This window comes from Hyphobacterium marinum (assembly GCF_036330325.1).
Taxonomy (GTDB): domain Bacteria; phylum Pseudomonadota; class Alphaproteobacteria; order Caulobacterales; family Maricaulaceae; genus Hyphobacterium; species Hyphobacterium marinum.
This window is the reverse complement of record NZ_JAZDRO010000002.1, coordinates 197,551-215,897: the sequence shown is the minus strand read 5'-3', so window position 1 is coordinate 215,897 and position 18,347 is coordinate 197,551. Positions and strand designations below refer to the sequence as shown.

Sequence of the window (18,347 nt, the reverse complement as noted above, 5' to 3'; positions counted from 1 at the left end):
ATTATTAAGAATTGCCGTGCGACAAAAATGTCACGTGCGAATCACGACGCGAGTATCGACCCATCGCGCGGCGATGGTGGCGGGGGAAACATGGCCGAAGGGCACACAACGCAGTCCGGTTACGTTCCGGTGGACGCCGTGTTTTCTGGCGGTGCCGCCGTCAGCGCGAAGCTGTCCGCAGGTGACCGTCTGCGCGAGGCCCGCGCCAAGCTGGGCCTGACGCTCGATTCCGCCTCGGCCCGCACCCGTATTCGCCGCGACTATCTCGAAGCGCTGGAGACGATGGATCCGCGAGGGCTCCCCTCGCGCGCCTACGCCATCGGCTATCTGCGCACCTATGCGCGCTTCCTCGAACTCGACGAGGCGGCGCTCGTTGACCAGTTCAAGGCCGAGGCCGACACCCAGACCGGGCGCGCCCAGCCGACCGCTCACCAGACCCGCCGCGAAATCCGCCTGCCCAAGGGCGTGTTCGGCGCGGTGCTGATCCTCGCCGCCGTGTCCGGCATTGCCTGGTGGTACGCCAACACCGCCTCGGGTGAGGGCGCGTTTGCCGACATTCCGCCGCCGCCGGACGCCGAATTCGAGGCGACCAGTGACCTGACACCGTTTGACGGCGAATATTCCGTTGCCGACCGCAATGCGATCTGGGGCGATCTGCCGGGTACCGGCGAAGCGGCGGCCCGTATGCCGGAAATCGTGCTGGAAGCGAACATGGCAACCTGGCTGGAAGTGCGGGACGCTTCGGGACGTATCCTGTTTTCCCGCGACCTGCAGGCGGGGGATTCCTATCGCGCGGTTGACGAGCCGGGTCTGACCGTCTCGACCAGCGATGCCGGTGCGGTGAACCTGCACCTCGATGGCGAGCTGCAAGGTACGCTGGGCGATGCTGGTGCCGCGCTCGACAATATCGGTCTTGATGCCCGCCGGATCGAAACCGCGTCCGTCGAAGACAGCGTCGAAGGCTGACACCGCACCCTCGCAAGGTGCCGCAAAGCCGTCTATATCCTCCTCCATGACACCAGGACCGGCTTGAGGGCCGTTCCTCAATACGCGCGCGGGAGTGCGGCCCATGCACGAACAGCATCGCGAAGTCCGTCCCTGGCGGATGATCGAACGCCGCGAAAGCCGCCGTATCCATGTCGGCACTGTGCCGGTGGGCGGCGGCGCGCCGATCACCGTGCAGTCCATGACCAACACGCCGACCCCGGACGTGCGCGCCACGATCGACCAGATCCGCGCGCTTGAGGATGCAGGTGCCGACGTCGTCAGGGTTTCATGCCCCGACGAGGACTCCACCAAGGCCTTCAAGGCCATCGCCCGCGCCGCGCAGGTCCCGCTCGTCGCCGACATCCACTTTCACTACAAGCGCGCCATCGAGGCCGCAGAAGCCGGGGCCGCCTGCCTGCGGATCAATCCGGGCAATATCGGCTCCATGGCGCGGGTGCGCGAAGTCGTGCAGGCCGCCAAGGATCATGGCTGTTCCATGCGGATTGGCGTCAATGCCGGCTCGCTGGAAAAACACCTGCTGGAAAAATACGGCGAGCCTTGCCCCGAAGCGATGGTGGAAAGCGCGCTGGAACATGCGCGCATTCTCGAAGACCTCGACTTCCGCGAATACAAGATTTCGGTGAAGGCGTCGGACGTCTTCCTGACCGTCGCGGCCTATCAGGCGCTCGCCGAAGCGACCGACGCGCCGCTCCATCTCGGCGTTACCGAGGCGGGCGGAAAGCGCACCGGCTCGGTCAAATCTGCCATCGGCATGGGCAATCTCCTGTGGGCCGGGATCGGCGACACGATCCGCGTCTCGCTTTCCGCCGATCCGGTCGAGGAGATCAAGGTCGGCTACGATATCCTCAAATCGCTGGGCTTGCGGACCCGTGGCGTCAATATCATCGCCTGCCCGTCCTGCGCGCGGCAAGGCTTCAACGTGATCGAGACGGTGCAGACACTCGAGGAGCGCCTCGCGCACATTTCCGAGCCGATCTCGCTGTCCATCATCGGCTGCGTCGTCAACGGGCCGGGCGAGGCGATGTTCACCGATCTCGGCTTTACCGGCGGCGGCAAGGGCTCGGGCAAGATGTATGTCTCGGGCAAGCCCGACCACAACGTCACCAACGAGGAAATGATCGACCACATCGTCGACATGGTTGAAGCCCGCGCGGCTTCACTGCGTGCGGCGAGCGAGGCGGCGGAGTAGGTCCGGCCGGGATGCCACGCGCATTTTTCCCTCTCCCCGCTGGTCAAGGAAACGGCTAGAGACGGCTCAGCCGCCGGGGGGCGGAGATCAAGACCCGCGAAACGGAAACCATGACCCGCACACGCCTTGCCCTTGCCACCGCCCTTCTGGCCGCGGCATCCCTTTCCCATCCCGCCAGCGCCCAGGGTGTCGACCCGGAAACGGTCGAGCTTCAGACCGCAGACGCGCACCGCTTCGTCGCCGTCTATGAAGCGGCAAACGGCTTGCCGAGCGCCGAAGTCCTGCAGGCCGGTTATCTCGACGGAGCCGGGCGGGGTGTCGAGATTTTCACCCCCTACCGGATCCAGAACGCCGAAAACCTCGCCGCTGTCATCGCGGCGAACACGGGGGCCTATCGCCGCGCCATTGATGTTTGCCTGCCCATCGGCGAGTCCATGACGCCGGAGCTGCGCGCGACCTATCTGCGGTTGGCCGAGCTACTGCCGGGCCGCGATCTGCCCGAGATTTATCTCGTATTCGGCGCAGGAAATTCGGGGGGTACGGCGGGCGAAGGCGCGCAGGTTCTGGGACTTGAGGTCCTCTGCGCCCAAGCGGGTGACGAGGCGGAAATCCGCCGCGTCTTCCAGCACTTCTTCGCTCACGAGACCGTCCATACGCTCCAGGACCAGCCCGGCGGGCTGGATGATTTGCTTCTGGCCCACTCCCTCCATGAAGGTGTGGCCGACTTCATCGCGTTTCTGACGACGGGCGAAATCCCGACGCCGGAACGCGAGGCCTGGGCGCGGGAGAATGAAGACACGGTCTGGGCGGCCTTTGCCCGCGACCGGGCCACCGTCGCGGCGGGAACGACGCTGACCGAAAACGGCCCGGACCTGAACGAAGCGGCCAATGCGGCACGCCGCAACTGGGTGATGAACTATCAGAACGCGCCCGAGGGCTGGCCGCACGAAGCCGGTTACTGGATCGGCCGCCAGATCGCGCAAGCCTATTACGACCGCGCGGCAGACAAGCCGGCCGCCCTTGCCAGCCTGCTCTCGATCAGCGATCCCGGTGCCATCCTGGAGGCGAGCGGCGTCGCAGATCGGGCTACACTGACGGAGGCGAATGAATGACGACCCTTTACGGGCTGAAGAACTGTGACACCTGCAAGAAAGCCATGAAGGCGCTTGATGCCGGCGGGGTGGATTACACCTTCGTCGATATTCGCGCCGAGGCTGACCTCAAAACCCTCGCGCCGCGCTGGATCGCCGCGGTGGGAGCGAACTCATTGGTCAATACGCGTTCGACCACCTGGCGGGGCCTTTCAGAAGCCGAGCGCGCCCGCGCCGAGACTGATCCGGCGGGCCTCCTGGCCGAACACCCCACCCTCGTCAAACGCCCGGTCATCGAGACCGGTGACACGGTGTTCGTCGGCTGGACGAAAGACGTCCAGGCCGCGCTGGGGGTTTAGCGGGTATCAATCTGCCCATCCTTCGAGGCCCGCTTCGCGGCCACCTCAGGATGAGGTTGGTGGATGGCCAGACATTCCTCATGCTGAGGTGCGAGGGTCTTGCCCGAGCCTCGAAGCAGGCAATGCTGACCCCCATCAACCAAATCTGAAGCCCCGGAAAAGCGCAGCTTTATCCGGGGCCTCTCCATGGCCAGGAGGTCCCGGCTCGGCTGCGCCGTCCGGGATTTCAGCTAGATTTTTTCACGGTCAGAAACAGTGGGCGGAAACCCCGCACGCACTCCTCACTCCACCAGCACCACCAGCGGGAAGGTGACCTCGGCACTCTCGCCATCGCGCAGGCGCGTGACTGTCCAGGTGTCGAAATTACCGGTTTCGCAGCCGCGATCCCGGACCGGGTGGCCCTGGATGTGGGTGATGACATCGCCCTCCCGGATGTCGTGACCTTCCGCGCCGCCGCCGGGCAGGACCTGCTCGACACGCAAACCGTCCGTAACGGGCCGCATCGCCAGCCCGTGATGGAGCTCGCCCGGAATGATCACGGCCTCGTCCGGACGGTTCGGGACAATACGGACACGTTCATTGCGTTGGTCGAATGTCCAGATGAAATGCTCCATGACACGCCCGCCGATCAGTTCGGTCTCGGGCAGCTCCGAAACCACCGGTGCCTCGATCCGGTAGCGGCCCAGATAGGCCGGGTCGGCCAGCCGGCCGCCATCGCGGTACTCGATGGTCCGAAAGCGGACCGACGCGCCGACGGGGCGGGCCTCGCCATCAAGCCGGTAGCGGTCGAGATGATTGACGGCGAAGGCCGTGCCGCCCGCCCCGGAATCGATCAGCATGCGGCGTGTGCGACCCTCGAAACGAACCCGCAGCCAGGGCCGGTCGTCCCGCCCGCGCGCCGAATAGACGGTCTCATTATCCGGACGGGGCAGTTCGCCGGGCTCGACCCGGATCTCGCCGGCGACATAGTCGAGCGTGGTCAGGAAATCATCGAAGGCGTCAAAGGCCAGAATGCCGTCGATCTCGCGACCAAGTGCGATGGACAGGTGATCGAGTTCGGTCACGCGTGGCGACATGCTGACAGTGAGGCTGCCCAGGCTCGCCTCGCTGATCCGCGCGCGTAGGCCGACCGCGACACGCTGACCGGAAATGCGTTCCACAGAGTCCGGATCGAGAAAACTGCTGGAGGCACCGGTGTCATAAAGGAACCAGAGCGTCCGGTCTTCCGGACGGTCCTCGCGCGCGGGCAGGGTGACCGGCACGAAGAAATAGCCCCGGCACATCTCGGTTGGCACGATGATCGGATCGCCATGGGCACTCGCCGTCCAGGCCAGGGTCAGTACGGCTACCAATCCCTGCCGCCAATGCCTCATCGCACCTCTCCCACAGTTGTCTGCTGCAGTGTTCCGGCCCGGTGCCGGGAGGTCAAATGAGGGATTGGCAATTTGACTTTCGCAGCCCTGCAGCTTCTTCACCCTCTCCCCTTTCTAAAAGGGGAGAGGGCCGGGGAGAGGAAGCAACCCGCCATTTCCCATGCGAGCCATGCCTCGCCTAGATTGCGCGCTGACGGCGATTCTGCGGGGCGGGACGGAAAGACCATGACCAAGCGCGATGATCTAAAAAGCGCCTGCGACGTGACCGTGGGTTTTCCCCATGACGGGGATTTCACACCGTCACAGCGCCTGCGCGCGGTCGCCGATTTCTTGGACGCTAAAGGCTGGGCGGCGGAGGAGACCTATCTCGACGGACCGGTCACACGGGCGCTGGAAACAGAGACCGCGAGATGGCTCGGGACCGAGGCCGCGATCTGGTTTCCAACCGGCACGATGGCGCAGGCCGCTGCGGCGCGGATTCATGCTGCAGAGACTGGCCGGAGCACGCTGTTGTTGCATCCGTCCTCGCATCTCGAACTGCATGAGGATCACGGCTACCGCGAAGCCCACGAGCTGAGTGCCGAATTCACGCCGGACTGGCGCGCGGCGGTTACGGCGCGCGATGTCGAAGCGGCAGGCAGCGACCTCGCCACCGTTTTCATTGAACTCCCCCAGCGCCATGCCGGAGGCCTGCTGCCGTCCTGGGATGAGCTGGAGGCGATCAAGGCGGCCTGCCGCGCACGGAGCGCGCGCCTGCATATCGACGGTGCCCGGCTTTGGACCTGCACCGAAGCGTATGAGGGCCGCGCACTGGCCGATATCTGCGCCGGTGCGGACAGTGTCTATGTCTCCTTCTACAAGGATATCGGGGCGCTGGGCGGCGCGGCGCTGGCGGGGAGTGCGGACGTCGTCGAAGCGGCGCGGGTGTGGCGACACCGGCTCGGCGGGCTCGTCATTCGCGGTTGGCCGCAAGTCCCCGATGCGCTGCGCCTGTTGCCTGAACGCATGGCGCGTATGCCGGCCTATGTGGCCCGGGCACGGGAACTCGCCGCCGCCATCCAGGCCGCCTCCGGATTCGAGATCGAGCCGCACGCCCCGCTGACCAATATGTTCCATGTCCGCATCCCGCTGGACGGCGATGCCGTCGCGAAGGCCCGCGACCATGCCGCGCGCGAGACAGGCGTCTGGCTCGCCAACCGCTTCTGGGACTATGAGGCACCGGACTACCATTCGGCGGAACTGAGTGTCGGCGAACGGATCATGGCGATCCCGGTCAAACGCATTGCAATGGCCTTCGCCGCCATGGCGGAATACGGGGGCAAGGGATGAAATCGGTCTGCGTCTATTGCGGGTCCAATCCGGGTAAAAGGCCGGAATATGCGCAGGCCGCGAAGGCAATGGGTGAAGCCATCGCCCGCCGAGGCCTGACACTGGTCTATGGCGGCGGCCGGGTCGGGCTGATGGGCACGGTTGCGGATGCCTGTCTTGCGGCAGGCGGCAAGGTCATCGGCGTGATCCCGAAATTCCTGGCCCTGAAAGAAGTCGCCCATCCCGGGCTCACCGAGATGCGCGTCGTCGCCTCTATGCATGAGCGCAAGGCGGTTATGGCCGAGCTCTCCGATGGCTTCATCGCCATGCCGGGCGGGATCGGCACGATGGAAGAGCTCTTCGAGATCTGGACCTGGGCCCAGCTTGGCCAGCATCGAAACCCGTGCGGCATCCTCGCCGTGGGCGGCTATTATGACGGCCTGGTGGCCTTTCTCGACCGCATGGCCGCCGACGGTTTCGTTACGGCCACCCACCGCGCCATGCTGCAGGTCAGCGGCGACCCGGACGCCCTGCTGGATGCTTTCGCAGCCTATCAGCCGCCGGAAGCCGATATCCGGCTGAAGGTCGGGCAGACGTAGAGCGTCACTCGCCCATTCAAAATCGCATGTCGCAAAATCCGCGCTTCTCGCTAACCTGCCGGTCTCGGTCGAGGGAGATGGACAATGACGGGCAGTATTCTCACGCCGGTTCTGGCGTTGATCCTGTGGTCGCTGGTGATGTGGCTGTGGATGTATGCCACGCGCATCCCCGCCATGCGCAAGGCGCGCATCAACGCGGCGAAAATGAAGGAAAAGTCCGAGATGGACGTGCTGCCGCGCTCGGTGCGGCAGATCGCGGACAATTACAATCACCTCCACGAACAGCCGGTCATCTTCTATGCGCTGGTCTTCTACTCGCATCTCGCAGGTACCGCGTCGGAGACGATGATCTGGGCGGCGTGGGCCTATGTCGTCATCCGCATCGCGCACAGCCTCATCCAGGCACTGTGGAATTTCATCCCGGTGCGCTTCTTCGTGTTCGTGGCGAGTACGCTGGTGCTGATCTACATGGCCGGGGTGAATGTCGGCGCGCTGCTCGCGTCCTGATCACCCGCCCGACAGGGACACCAGCCGGCGCAAATGGCCGGCGGCAGCGAGGTCACGCTCGACAGCATGGCCGCGCGTGAAGTCACGGGCGAGGTCTTCCAGAGCCGCCGCGTAGCAATACTGCGCCGAGTGGAGGTTGGTGTCGAAAGCCAGTTCAAATGGTCCGCGCGTTTCGCCGTCCGGCGGCTGAATCAGGCTCGTCCGATACAGGCGCGCCAGGCCGTATCCGGCGATCTGGTCACCATTTCCGATGGCGCGTTCGAGCCATTGCCGACCCTGCTTGATATCGGTCTCGAAACCGAACGCGCCATTGACGTATCCATAGCCGATCTCGTACTGCGCGCTGCCGATCCCGGCTTCACCGGCCCGCAACAGCCAGTCGCGCGCCAGTTCGTTCTGGCTGTCATCACCGGCATAGTGAAAGGCCACGATCAGCATCGCGTCGTGCTCGCCGGCCTCGGCGCGGGCCAGAACGCCTGACGCCTCAAGCCCCTCGGATTCGGCGCGGTCGTATTCGGCCCACCATTCTGTGGAAATGACGCCCGAGTTGAGGACATCGTCGATCGTACAGCGCATCGCCCGGTGCAGGCGCGGATCGTCATAGTCCCCGGCGGCGTAGCGGATCGTATTCGTCTTGGGGACGACGGTGTGAGACGCGGCGTCAAAGGGCAGGGTGCGGACTTCCTTCATGGGCCGCAGCGCGGCTTCACGCAAATCCCACAGCCAGACACCGGCAATCGCCGATACCGCGACCAGCGTGGCCCACACATAACGCATCTGCCTGAAGCTCCCCCAAACCTCACGCCAGCATTTTGCCCTTGAATGCGCGGCGAGGTCAAAATGCAGTCAAATCCCGTTTGATCAGGTCGCCATTCCGGCTATCACTCCGCCCATGCGCGCGCCCGAAACACGACTCCAGCAGGTGATGGACCGCTTCGAACAGGTCGAGGCGCGTCTTGGCGCGACCGCGGACTCCGACGAGATCGTCAAGCTGTCCAAGGAACATGCCGAGCTCAAACCCGTCGCAGAGAAGGCGCGGGCGCTGAAGGCCGCGCGTGCCGAGCTCGACGATCTGACCGCCATGATCGAAGAGGGTGGCGACCCGGAAATGGTGGCGCTGGCACAGGACGAGCGCGCCGCGCTGAAAAAGAAAATGCCCGAACTCGAGCGGGAAATGAGCCTCCTCCTCCTGCCCAAGGACAAGGATGACGAGGCCAATGCCATGCTCGAAATCCGTGCCGGGACGGGCGGGGATGAAGCGGCGCTGTTCGCTGGCGATCTTTACGAGATGTACCGCCGCTATGCGGAGATCCAGGGCTGGAAATTCGAGCTTGTTTCCGCCAGCGAGGGCGAGGTCGGCGGCTACAAGGAAGTCATCGCCTCCATCTCCGGAGCCGGCGTTTTCGGGCGGCTGAAATTCGAGTCCGGTGTGCACCGGGTCCAGCGTGTACCCGCGACCGAAAGCCAGGGACGGGTGCACACCTCGGCGGCAACGGTCGCCATCCTGCCCGAACCGGAAGACATCGACATTGTCGTCAACATGGAGGACGTCCGTGTCGACACGATGCGCGCCTCCGGTGCCGGTGGCCAGCACGTCAACAAGACGGATTCTGCCGTGCGCATGACGCACATTCCGTCCGGCATCGTTGTTCTTTGCCAGGAAAAGTCCCAGCACCAGAATAGAGCCCGCGCCATGCAGCTCCTCAAGACCAAGCTCTACGAAAAAGAGCGCGAGGAGAAGGACGCCGCCCGCGCTGACGCCCGCAAGTCGCAGGTGGGTTCGGGTGACCGGTCGGAAAAAATCCGGACCTACAACTTTCCGGAAAACCGGGTGTCCGATCACCGTATCAAGCTGACGCTCTACAAGCTGCAGGACATCCTTGCGGGTAATTCCCTCGACGAGGTCATCGGGGCGCTGATCGCCGAGGATGAAGCCGCACGGCTCGCCTCGCTCGAAGACGCATGACCGGGCGCGTCGCCGCGCTCGCCCGCCATCCGGTCAAGGGCTTCACGCCCGAACCCCTCACATCCGTGGCCCTGACCGCAGGGGCCCATTTTCCCGGCGACCGTCTCTACGCGGTCGAGGACGGCCCCTGCGGGTTTGATCCCGAGACGCCCGAACACATCAAGAAAACCGCCTTCACCGTGCTGGCACGCCTGCCTCAGGTGGCCGCCGTGCGCACGCGCTGGAATGAGGACGAAGGCACGCTGACCGCCTGGCATGCCGATTTCGGCGAGATCACCGCCGATCTGGACGGCGAAGCCGGCCGTTCGGTCTTCGCGACCTGGCTCTCGGCTGTCCTGGGCGACGCGGTGCGCGGGCCGTTGAAGGTCTTGAGTGCGCCCGACGGCTTCCGCTTCATGGACAGCCCAAAGGGGTTTGTCTCGATCATCAATCTGGAAAGCGTGCGCGACCTCGAGGCAAAGACAGGCCGCGCGGTCGACCCGGCCCGCTTTCGCGGCAATGTCATGGTCGAGGGCTGGCCTGCCTGGTCGGAACTGGACTTGGCTGACCGCGATCTGACCCTCGGCGGTGCGCGCCTGACCGGGATCAAGCCGATCACGCGCTGCGCGGCGACGCATGTCGATCCGCATTCGGCCGAGCGCGACATCGATCTGGTCAGGGCGCTCTTTGATCATTATGGCCACATGGATTGCGGTCTCTATTGCCGGGTGGACGCCGGCGGGCCTGTGATGGTTGGCGACGACGCACGGCTGGCATGACCCGGGACGACCTGAAATCGGAAATCGCGGCATGGCTTCGTGCGGCGGGCATTGACGAGGCCGCGCTGGAAGCCCGGCATATCCTGGCCGCCGCGAGCAGCGAAGCCGAGGCCCGGGACATGGCACAGCGCCGCGCGGCGCGCGAACCACTCTCCCTCATTCTGGGCAATCAACCCTTCTGGACGCTGGACCTCAGAGTGACACCGGACGTGCTGACGCCACGCGCCGATACCGAAACGCTGGTCGAATGGGCGTTGAGCCATTTGGCAGATGGGGGCCGGGTCGTGGACCTGGGCACGGGTTCGGGGGCGATCCTGCTGGCGATTCTGTCGGAACGGCCGAATGCGTCCGGCGTGGGAATCGATTCGAGCGCGGCGGCGCTGCAGGTCGCGGAAGAGAATGCGCGGCGAAATAACTTGGCGGATCGCTGCGATTTCCGTGCCGGAAACTGGGCAGATGGCTTGCCGGGCAACGCTTTTGATCTCGCCGTCTCGAACCCGCCCTATATCGCCAGCGCGGTCCTGGAAACGCTCGATCCGGAAGTAACGGACCACGAGCCATACCTGGCGCTGGACGGTGGCGCGGACGGGCTCGATTGCTATCGTCTTTTGGTGCCACAGCTTTTTCGGATTTTGCGGCCCGGCGGCCATGCTGCCGTCGAGATCGGCTATGATCAGGCCGAAGCAGTGAACGCGCTCTTCGCGGCTGCCGGCTTTGCGGATGTCGCGCTGAGCCGCGACCTGGCAGGCAATCCGCGCGTGATCTCGGGGCAGAAGACCGAAACACAGAGCCGCTAAAAGCACTTGTAATCGCGCGCAAAGGCAGTCTAGGTTCAATACCCAAGCAGGCGGTTCGCGCAGAACAGGGGGTCTGTCGCGGCCGGATTTTAAAGCCGCCTTGCTTGTGATCCGGCCAGAAGAAACCCGAAATCGCGGAAGACCGGCATTATGCCGAGAACGCTGGCACGCGAGACAATTAGGTCATGAGCATCAGTCATTTCGGCAAGGACAGTCGAGCATGAAGCGTCAACGTGGACGGGGCCGGGGCAAACCTGGTGGCGGAAATCAGGGTAACCGGTCGTTCGAGAGCAACGGTCCGGAAGTGAAGATCCGCGGCAATGCCGCGACGATCTACGAGAAATACATGCAGCTGGCGCGCGATGCGACGTCTTCGGGCGACCGTGTTCGGGCGGAAAACCTGCAACAGCATGCTGAACACTATTTCCGCATCCTTCAGGCCACCCAGCCGCAGCGCCGTGACAATTCGAACGACGACGATTCCGACGACAATTCGAGTGATCGCGACAACGATGCGCGCGGTGATAATCGCAATGACAACCGTGGCCGCAACCGCCATGACGGCAATCGCAACGACAATCGCGGCCGCAATCGCAATGAGTCGGTGCGCGACGACGACAATGAGGGTGACAACACCCTCGAGACATCGGGCCGCGGACGCAAGCGCAACGGGGATGAGACCGCTGACGAGCAAGAGCGGCCGCAGCGCCGCCAGCGCCGCCAGTCGCGTCCCGAGCGTGATCCGCTGGAAGTCGTGAATCCGGAAGGCGAACAGCCTGACACCGCCCAGCCCACAGAAATGGGCGAGGATCAGCCCAAGCCGAAGGCGCGCCGGGGCCGCAAGCCGAAATCGGCCGATGACGGGGCTGCGCAGAAGGCCCTGGATGACGCCAGCGACGCGGCGGATTCCAAGCCGGGCGAAGCCGCCTGACGGACAAGCAGAAATTTCCCGCCTCACAGACTTGTGTGACCTATCGGCCACACCTATCTCCATCGTGAAACGGACCGGACAGGGGCTTGCATAAGACTTGTCCGGGCATGATCTCGCTGCTGATCCAGGGGATTGGAAACGATGGAAATTGAACGCTACACCGACCGTGCGCGGTCGATCATTCAGGCTGCGCAGGCCCTCGCTGTCCGCAGCAGCCACCAGCAATTCACGCCCGAACACGTGCTCAAAGCCCTGCTCGACGATGATGCGGGGCTCGCGCGAAACCTGGTTGCCGCTGCCGGCGGCAAGCCGGACATCGCTGTCGCGCGGACGGACGAGGCGCTCTCTGCCATACCGAAAGTCGAAGGCGCGGGGGCCGAAAAGCTCTATCTCGCCACGCCGACGGCAAAACTGTTCGACACTGCTGAAGAGGCCGCAAAGAAGGCGGGTGACCAGTTCGTCAGCGCCGAGCGCATTCTTCTTGCCCTGGCGCTGGCCGCCGGAACAAAAGCCGCCGATGCACTCAAAGCCGCCGGTGTCACCCCGCAACGCCTGAACGAGGCCATCGAGACCATGCGCGCTGGACGCACCGCTGACAGCCAGTCGGCCGAAGATACGTATGAAGCCCTGAAAAAGTATGCCCGCGACCTGACTGAGGCCGCACGGGACGGCAAGCTCGACCCGGTGATTGGCCGCGACGAGGAAATCCGCCGCGCCATCCAGGTGCTCTCGCGCCGGACCAAGAACAATCCGGTCCTGATCGGTGAACCGGGCGTCGGCAAGACCGCCATCGCTGAAGGCCTCGCCCTGCGCATCGTCAATGGTGATGTGCCCGAAAGCCTGCAGGAAAAGCGCCTGCTCGCGCTCGACATGGGCGCTCTGATCGCCGGTGCGAAATACCGCGGCGAGTTCGAGGAACGCCTGAAATCGGTCCTGTCCGAGGTCGAGAACGCCGGCGGCAATATCATTCTCTTCATCGACGAGATGCACACGCTGGTCGGCGCCGGCAAGACGGACGGCGCGATGGATGCATCCAACCTCCTCAAGCCCGCGCTCGCGCGCGGCGAGCTGCACTGCGTTGGCGCGACGACGCTCGACGAGTACCGCAAACACGTGGAAAAGGACGCCGCACTGGCGCGCCGTTTCCAGCCGGTCGTGGTCACCGAGCCGAGCGTGGAGGACACGGTCTCCATCCTGCGCGGTCTGAAGGACAAGTACGAGGTTCACCACGGGGTGCGGATCGCCGACAGTGCCATTGTCGCCGCGGCCAATCTCTCAAACCGCTACATCACCGACCGCTTCCTGCCCGACAAGGCCATTGACCTGATGGACGAGGCCGCATCACGGCTGCGCATGCAGGTGGATTCGAAGCCGGAAGAACTCGACGAGATCGACCGCCGGATCATCCAGCTGAAGATCGAGGCCGAGGCCCTCAAAAAGGAAAAGGACGACGCCTCGAAGACGCGGCTTGAAACCCTGAACAAGGAGCTCGCCGAGCTTCAGTCCCGCTCCGACGAGATCACGGCGGCCTGGCGCGCGGAGAAGGACAAGCTGGCCTCCTCGACCGAGGTCAAGGAAACGCTCGACCGGCTGCGTGCTGAACTCGCTGATGCCGAGCGGCGCGGCGACCTGGGGCGCGCCTCGGAACTCAAATACGGCCGCATTCCGGACCTAGAAGCCAAAGTCGCCGAGGCCGACAAGGGCGGGGCGGCTGGCGATCTCGTCAAGGAAGTCGTTGACGAGGAACAGATCGCCCATGTCGTTTCGCGCTGGACCGGCGTGCCGGTCGAGAAAATGCTCGAAGGCGAGCGCGAAAAACTCCTCCAGATGGAAGAGGCGCTGCGCGGCCGCGTGATCGGGCAGGATGAGGCGCTGGCCGCTGTCTCCGACGCAGTGCGCCGGGCGCGTGCGGGCCTCAAGGATCCGGCCCGTCCCATCGGCTCCTTCCTCTTCCTCGGACCGACCGGTGTCGGCAAGACCGAGTTGACCAAGACGCTCGCCGATTTCCTGTTCGACGACGAACATGCCGTCACGCGCATGGACATGTCCGAATACATGGAGAAGCATTCCGTTGCCCGCATGATCGGCGCGCCGCCGGGCTATGTCGGCTATGAAGAGGGCGGGGCGTTGACCGAAGCGGTGCGTCGCCGTCCCTATCAGGTTGTCCTCCTCGACGAGATCGAGAAGGCGCACCCGGACGTGTTCAACGTGCTCCTGCAAGTACTCGATGATGGCCGCCTGACCGATGGTCAGGGCCGCACAGTCGACTTCCGTAACACCATCATCATCATGACCTCGAACCTCGGTTCGGAATTCCTGTCGAACGCCGACGATGTCGAGACGGCCCGCGAGGGCGTGATGGGGGCCGTGCGCGCGCACTTCCGGCCGGAATTTCTCAATCGCGTCGACGAGATCATCCTCTTCCGCCGGCTTGAAGCCGAGCACATGGGCGCGATCGTCGGCATCCAGCTCAAACGGCTCGAAAGCCTTCTGGCCGACCGGCGCATGACGATCGAGCTCGACGATGCCGCCCGCGACTGGCTGGCGACCAAAGGGTTCGATCCGGCCTATGGGGCACGCCCCTTGAAGCGTGTCATCCAGAAAGAACTCCAGGACCCGCTGGCCCGCCTTCTGCTGGAAGGCCGTCTGAAAGATGGTGACGCGGTGAAGGTCTCCGCCGATGCCGGTCACCTGATGATCAATGGCGAAGCGGTAGGCCACGCCGCCCGCCCGGCGGGCGCGACGGTCCAGTAGTCCGGCCGGTGGCCACAGTCAGATCGAACTGGTCGGGGCGGGCAGCCAAATGGCCGCCCGCCCCGGTAGTCATACACCATCGGTGACTATCACCGATCCGAAACCTCGAGAACGAGGTGCGGCGTACCGTCCGACGTCCGCGCGGGCGAAAGCCCGTCGCGGCTGACGGTTCCGGTGATCCGCTTCCGGAAGGCCGAAAAACTGTCGAACCGCACTACATCCACCGCTTCGTCGAGGTCGAGCACAACGCGATAGTGCGTGCCGCCATCCAGGGAGGACAGGGACAGGATCGTGCCGGTGAAGGGCTGGCCCAGATAGGCTCCGCTAATCCGCGAGCTGACCGCCAGTTCGCCGCGCGGCGTGTTGCCGAGCGCGGCGTGAAGCGTGTTCCAGTTGCGATAGCCATATTGCGCGGCAATGAATTCCAGCGCTTCACCATGCTTGATGAAATTGCCTTCTTGCTCCAGCGAGGCGCGCAGATTGCGGGCCTGAGCCTTGAGCGCTTCCAGCGAGGGAAGGGGAGAGGTCGTCGTCATGTCAGTCTCTTTCCACGGACATCCCGCGTGAGACAAAGGGGTTCGCATTGCCTTCGTTTCGGGATGTCTCCGGAAAGGAAACCGAAACAGGGATTCAACTCGAAGACTTCACCATCGGAGTGACCCGTGCGAACGGCAGGTGCCTTCTGACCTTGGCGGGCGTGTAAGCGCGCGATGACAGGGAGTCAAGCCGACCGGAGGCGAGGATTGCCGGGTGTGCCGACGGGGTTGGACTCACGGTTGGAGAGAAACTGATGAACTGGACGTCCCTTGATTTTCTCGTCGCCGGCCTTGTCCTGCTCGTTGTGTCAGGCGGAGCCCTGACGGTCGTCGTGCCGGTCCGGTCCGCGTGGCACAGGGCGGGTTTAGATGTCCTTCACAGTGCCATCGCCCCGCAGAGCGACAATCGGCGCAAAGCCGCCAAAGATCAGCCGCTTGCCGTCAAACGGCATGGGGTTCTTCTCGGGATCCATGCGCGGGTCGGTTTTTTCCGGATCATTCATCCATCCCATCATTTTTGACATGCCGGCATCGCGTGTCGCCTTGTCGGGCCACTCGATCCAGGAAAAGACAACGCTCTCGCCATCCTCAGCCTTAACGGCCTTCCGGAAATCGGTGATCGTGCCGTCCGGCACATCATCACCCCAGCATTCAACGACGCGCAGTGCACCCAGATCGGTAAACACGCTGTCGCCGAGCTTGGCATGGTCGATGAATTTCTGCTTGTTGGCCGTCGGTACGGCGATCACAAAGCCGTCGATATAACTCATGTCAGGTCTCCTTCAGTTTGCGCCCGCCACGGCGGCATCCAGCGCGGAAATGTCGATTTTCGTCATGGTCATCATGGCGTCGAAGGCCCGCTTCGCCGTTGTCTTGTCGGAGCTTGTCGTCAGCTCCAGCAACCGCCGCGGCGTGATCTGCCAGGAAAAGCCCCAGCGGTCCTTGCACCAGCCGCAGGCACTGGCTTCGCCGCCATTGTTGATGATCGCATTCCAGTAGCGGTCTGTTTCTTCCTGGCTTTCGGTGATTGCGACGAAGCTGACCGCCTCATTCGGGGTGAAGACAGGACCACCATTCAGGCCGAGAAATTTCCGGCCAAGCACGGTGAACTCGACCGTCAGTTCGGTGCCTTCCTGGCCGCCTGGAAAATCGCCAGGTGCCGTGTTCACGCGTCCGACATGGCTGTCCGGAAAAGTCGCCGCATAGAATTCGGCCGCTTTGCTGGCCTCGCCGTGGTCGAACCATAGGCAGGTGATCAGTTCGGTCATGCGGGCGTTCCTTGTGCCCTGTTGCCTTCGAAATTGAGCATCCACGGCGTGCCGTATCTGTCGGTGAACATGGCAAAACGCTCTGCCCAGAAGGTTTCACCCGGTTCCATCTCGACGGCTTGTGCGTCGCCAGCGAGGGCCGAGTAGATTCGGTCGAAATCCTCGCGTGAGGCCGCCGCTATCGAGATACGGAAACCTTGGGGCTTGTCGTACATGTCGCTTGAATTGTCCGAGGCCATGACAGTGGCGTGCCCCAGGGACATCGCCATGTTCATGATCAGGTCGTCACCGCCGGGCATGCGGCTCTCGGGGTCCGGCACATCGGCGTTGCGGAAGACGCCATTGATCGAGCCGCCAAGAATGTCGGCGTAGTGCGTCATCGCTTCCAGGCAATTGCCATTGAAGAAGAGGTAGATCGTCGGTTCCATGTGAATTGTCTTTCCCGTTGCATAATGAATGGGGTTACCGGAGCCGGTTCGGGACATCGGGTCCGTGGCAGGTGGGTGTCTCAGCGATAATCTGAATTGTTCTCATGCCGGGCCTACCCGCGCCGTGGCAGGGGCCGAGGCGTCAGCCAGTCCGAACAGCAATTTCACATAACGGATGAGGTGATCGATCGTGTCCGCTGCGATCTGCGCACCGCCCCCGGACTTGGCCAGGATGAAAGCCCCCTGGATGACGGCCTGGGTATGCAGAGCCAGCGATTTGGCGCTCCAGGTGGGCGTCAGGCCCCGCGCGCGGATCGCCGCCTCGATATCGGCTTCAAGCGTTTCGGCGTGACCGGTAATGCTGCGCGCGCAGGCGTCGCGGATGGCAGGGGCCGTGTCATAGGTTTCCTGGACCATGGTGCCGACCAGGCAGGTGAATTCTGGCAGATCGCCTGCCAGAAGCTCCTTGCGGAATGCGAGATAGGCCAGCAGGCGATCCAGCGGATCCTCAGGCGCGTGATAGGGCGCGCCGGCGAAAAGCGTGCCGGTCATCTCTGACCAGTATTCCGCTGCAGCAACGCCCAGCGCGTCCTTGCTCTGGAAGTGGTGGAAGAAGGCCCCCTTGGTGACACCGGCTGCCGCGCACAGATCATCGACCGTGGTCGCCGAGAAGCCCTTCGTCCGAATGACGGTCAGCGCAGCCTCCAGCAGCTTTGTTCTGGCAGTTGCCTTCATCGGGGGTTTGGACATGGGAACTCCTTAGGAAGCAAAACATACCAACCAGTTGGTATGGAGTCGAGTCGAATCTGCGAGGAAGGTGAATTCTCCAGATCAGCGGCCCGAGCGATATGCGCCGGAGCTAGCCCACGCGGTACTGGCGCGGACATCGGCCGAACCGATACCGCCGATTGCACATTGGCCGGACTTTCCCCAGACTCTCGCTACCCAGTCATTCAACCCGACGGTTGATATCGGTTGGAAGACATGTCCTCTTCGGGACAACTCAGGGAGAACCGGGATGAACTGGACGTCCCTTGATTTTCTCGTCGCCGGCCTTGTCCTGCTCGTTGTGTCAGGCGGAGCCCTGACGGTCGTCGTGCTGGTCCGGTCCGCGTGGCACAGGGCGGGACTGGCCATTGCCGGCCTGACCGCAATCGCCCTGTTCTGGGTCAATGGTGCGGTCGGGATCATCGGCAGCGAGGCCAATGACGCGAACGCCCTGTTCCTCGGCGTCTATGGGGTCGGTGCACTGGGCGCGCTGCTCTCGCATTTTCACGCGCGCGGTCTGACCTGGACGCTTCTGGCCATGGCAGGCGTCCAGGCTTTGATCGGTCTGATCGCCTGGCTCGCCGGATGGGGGGCCGATGGCAACGCCTGGCCGCGGGACATTGCACTGGCGACAGGCCTGTTCACTGCCGGGTGGCTGGCGGCCGCCTACTGCTTCCACCGCGCAACGCGCATTTGAACCGGCCTGG

Annotated in this window: 20 protein-coding genes; 13 read left to right on the top strand and 7 right to left on the bottom strand. The window is 63.9% G+C overall.

Features of this window, described 5'->3' with window-relative positions:
- Window positions 1–27 precede the first annotated feature (27 nt).
- From V0U35_RS06045 to V0U35_RS06030, 4 genes are all read left to right on the top strand, one after another.
- Complete coding sequence (locus V0U35_RS06045; protein ID WP_330195777.1) at window positions 28–966, top strand: helix-turn-helix domain-containing protein; 939 nt, start codon at window positions 28–30, stop codon at window positions 964–966.
- 103 nt (window positions 967–1,069) lie between these two features.
- Window positions 1,070–2,197, top strand: coding sequence for a flavodoxin-dependent (E)-4-hydroxy-3-methylbut-2-enyl-diphosphate synthase (gene ispG / locus V0U35_RS06040; RefSeq protein ID WP_330195776.1), 1,128 nt, complete (start codon window positions 1,070–1,072; stop codon window positions 2,195–2,197).
- A 110-nt stretch (window positions 2,198–2,307) separates the two neighbouring features.
- Window positions 2,308–3,309: a DUF2268 domain-containing putative Zn-dependent protease gene (locus V0U35_RS06035; RefSeq protein ID WP_330195775.1), complete on the top strand. Its 1,002-nt coding sequence runs from the start codon at window positions 2,308–2,310 to the stop codon at window positions 3,307–3,309.
- Window positions 3,306–3,647 (top strand): ArsC/Spx/MgsR family protein, encoded by a 342-nt coding sequence (locus V0U35_RS06030; protein WP_330195774.1) that lies wholly within the window; start codon window positions 3,306–3,308, stop codon window positions 3,645–3,647. The genes V0U35_RS06035 and V0U35_RS06030 overlap by 4 nt, the downstream gene beginning before the upstream one ends.
- A gap of 281 nt (window positions 3,648–3,928) precedes the next feature.
- Here the strand turns inward: V0U35_RS06030 and V0U35_RS06025 are convergent, their stop codons facing one another.
- Complete coding sequence (locus tag V0U35_RS06025; protein WP_330195773.1) at window positions 3,929–5,020, bottom strand: hypothetical protein; 1,092 nt, start codon at window positions 5,018–5,020, stop codon at window positions 3,929–3,931.
- Window positions 5,021–5,245: 225 nt separating this feature from the next.
- On the opposite strand from V0U35_RS06025, the gene V0U35_RS06020 reads away from it, so the two are divergent.
- The 3 genes from V0U35_RS06020 to V0U35_RS06010 all read left to right on the top strand — a co-directional run bounded on the left by V0U35_RS06020 (window position 5,246) and on the right by V0U35_RS06010 (window position 7,434).
- The gene (locus V0U35_RS06020; protein WP_330195772.1) at window positions 5,246–6,349 is read left to right on the top strand and encodes a threonine aldolase family protein; all 1,104 of its coding nucleotides are present in this window, start codon (window positions 5,246–5,248) and stop codon (window positions 6,347–6,349) included.
- Window positions 6,346–6,927: an LOG family protein gene (locus V0U35_RS06015; RefSeq protein WP_330195771.1), complete on the top strand. Its 582-nt coding sequence runs from the start codon at window positions 6,346–6,348 to the stop codon at window positions 6,925–6,927. Before V0U35_RS06020 ends, V0U35_RS06015 begins: the two co-directional genes overlap by 4 nt.
- 84 nt (window positions 6,928–7,011) lie before the next feature.
- Window positions 7,012–7,434: an MAPEG family protein gene (locus V0U35_RS06010; protein ID WP_330195770.1), complete on the top strand. Its 423-nt coding sequence runs from the start codon at window positions 7,012–7,014 to the stop codon at window positions 7,432–7,434.
- On the opposite strand, the gene V0U35_RS06005 is transcribed toward V0U35_RS06010, so the two are convergent.
- A complete protein-coding gene (locus V0U35_RS06005) occupies window positions 7,435–8,211 on the bottom strand; it encodes a tetratricopeptide repeat protein (RefSeq protein ID WP_330195769.1) in 777 nt (258 codons plus the stop codon). It abuts the gene before it with no gap.
- A 115-nt stretch (window positions 8,212–8,326) separates the two neighbouring features.
- Here V0U35_RS06005 and prfA point away from each other — a divergent pair, with 115 nt between their 5' ends.
- The 5 genes from prfA (at window position 8,327) to clpB (ending at window position 14,640) form a co-directional block, all read left to right on the top strand.
- Window positions 8,327–9,400 (top strand): peptide chain release factor 1, encoded by a 1,074-nt coding sequence (prfA, locus tag V0U35_RS06000; protein WP_330195768.1) that lies wholly within the window; start codon window positions 8,327–8,329, stop codon window positions 9,398–9,400.
- Complete coding sequence (locus tag V0U35_RS05995) at window positions 9,397–10,158, top strand: MOSC domain-containing protein (protein WP_330195767.1); 762 nt, start codon at window positions 9,397–9,399, stop codon at window positions 10,156–10,158. Before prfA ends, V0U35_RS05995 begins: the two co-directional genes overlap by 4 nt.
- Window positions 10,155–10,955, top strand: coding sequence for a peptide chain release factor N(5)-glutamine methyltransferase (gene prmC, locus V0U35_RS05990; RefSeq protein WP_330195766.1), 801 nt, complete (start codon window positions 10,155–10,157; stop codon window positions 10,953–10,955). The genes V0U35_RS05995 and prmC overlap by 4 nt, the downstream gene beginning before the upstream one ends.
- Before the next feature lie 220 nt (window positions 10,956–11,175).
- Window positions 11,176–11,886, top strand: a complete 711-nt coding sequence (locus V0U35_RS05985; RefSeq protein ID WP_330195765.1) for a DUF4167 domain-containing protein — start codon at window positions 11,176–11,178, stop codon at window positions 11,884–11,886.
- 141 nt (window positions 11,887–12,027) lie between these two features.
- The gene (gene clpB, locus V0U35_RS05980) at window positions 12,028–14,640 is read left to right on the top strand and encodes an ATP-dependent chaperone ClpB (protein ID WP_330195764.1); all 2,613 of its coding nucleotides are present in this window, start codon (window positions 12,028–12,030) and stop codon (window positions 14,638–14,640) included.
- Between the two features lie 89 nt (window positions 14,641–14,729).
- Here the strand turns inward: clpB and V0U35_RS05975 are convergent, their stop codons facing one another.
- The 5 genes from V0U35_RS05975 to V0U35_RS05955 form a co-directional block, all read right to left on the bottom strand.
- Window positions 14,730–15,176, bottom strand: coding sequence for a glyoxalase superfamily protein (locus V0U35_RS05975; protein ID WP_330195763.1), 447 nt, complete (start codon window positions 15,174–15,176; stop codon window positions 14,730–14,732).
- A 365-nt stretch (window positions 15,177–15,541) separates the two neighbouring features.
- Complete coding sequence (locus V0U35_RS05970) at window positions 15,542–15,946, bottom strand: DUF1428 domain-containing protein (protein WP_330195762.1); 405 nt, start codon at window positions 15,944–15,946, stop codon at window positions 15,542–15,544.
- Window positions 15,947–15,958: 12 nt separating this feature from the next.
- Window positions 15,959–16,444 carry a VOC family protein gene (locus V0U35_RS05965; protein ID WP_330195761.1) on the bottom strand — a complete coding sequence of 162 codons (486 nt, stop codon included), beginning with the start codon at window positions 16,442–16,444 and terminating at the stop codon, window positions 15,959–15,961.
- Window positions 16,441–16,872: a VOC family protein gene (locus V0U35_RS05960; protein WP_330195760.1), complete on the bottom strand. Its 432-nt coding sequence runs from the start codon at window positions 16,870–16,872 to the stop codon at window positions 16,441–16,443. Before V0U35_RS05960 ends, V0U35_RS05965 begins: the two co-directional genes overlap by 4 nt.
- A 102-nt stretch (window positions 16,873–16,974) precedes the next feature.
- A complete protein-coding gene (locus V0U35_RS05955) occupies window positions 16,975–17,622 on the bottom strand; it encodes a TetR/AcrR family transcriptional regulator (RefSeq protein ID WP_330195759.1) in 648 nt (215 codons plus the stop codon).
- Window positions 17,623–17,890: 268 nt separating this feature from the next.
- Between V0U35_RS05955 and V0U35_RS05950 the strand changes: the two genes are divergently transcribed.
- Complete coding sequence (locus tag V0U35_RS05950; protein ID WP_330195758.1) at window positions 17,891–18,337, top strand: hypothetical protein; 447 nt, start codon at window positions 17,891–17,893, stop codon at window positions 18,335–18,337.
- Window positions 18,338–18,347 lie beyond the last annotated feature (10 nt).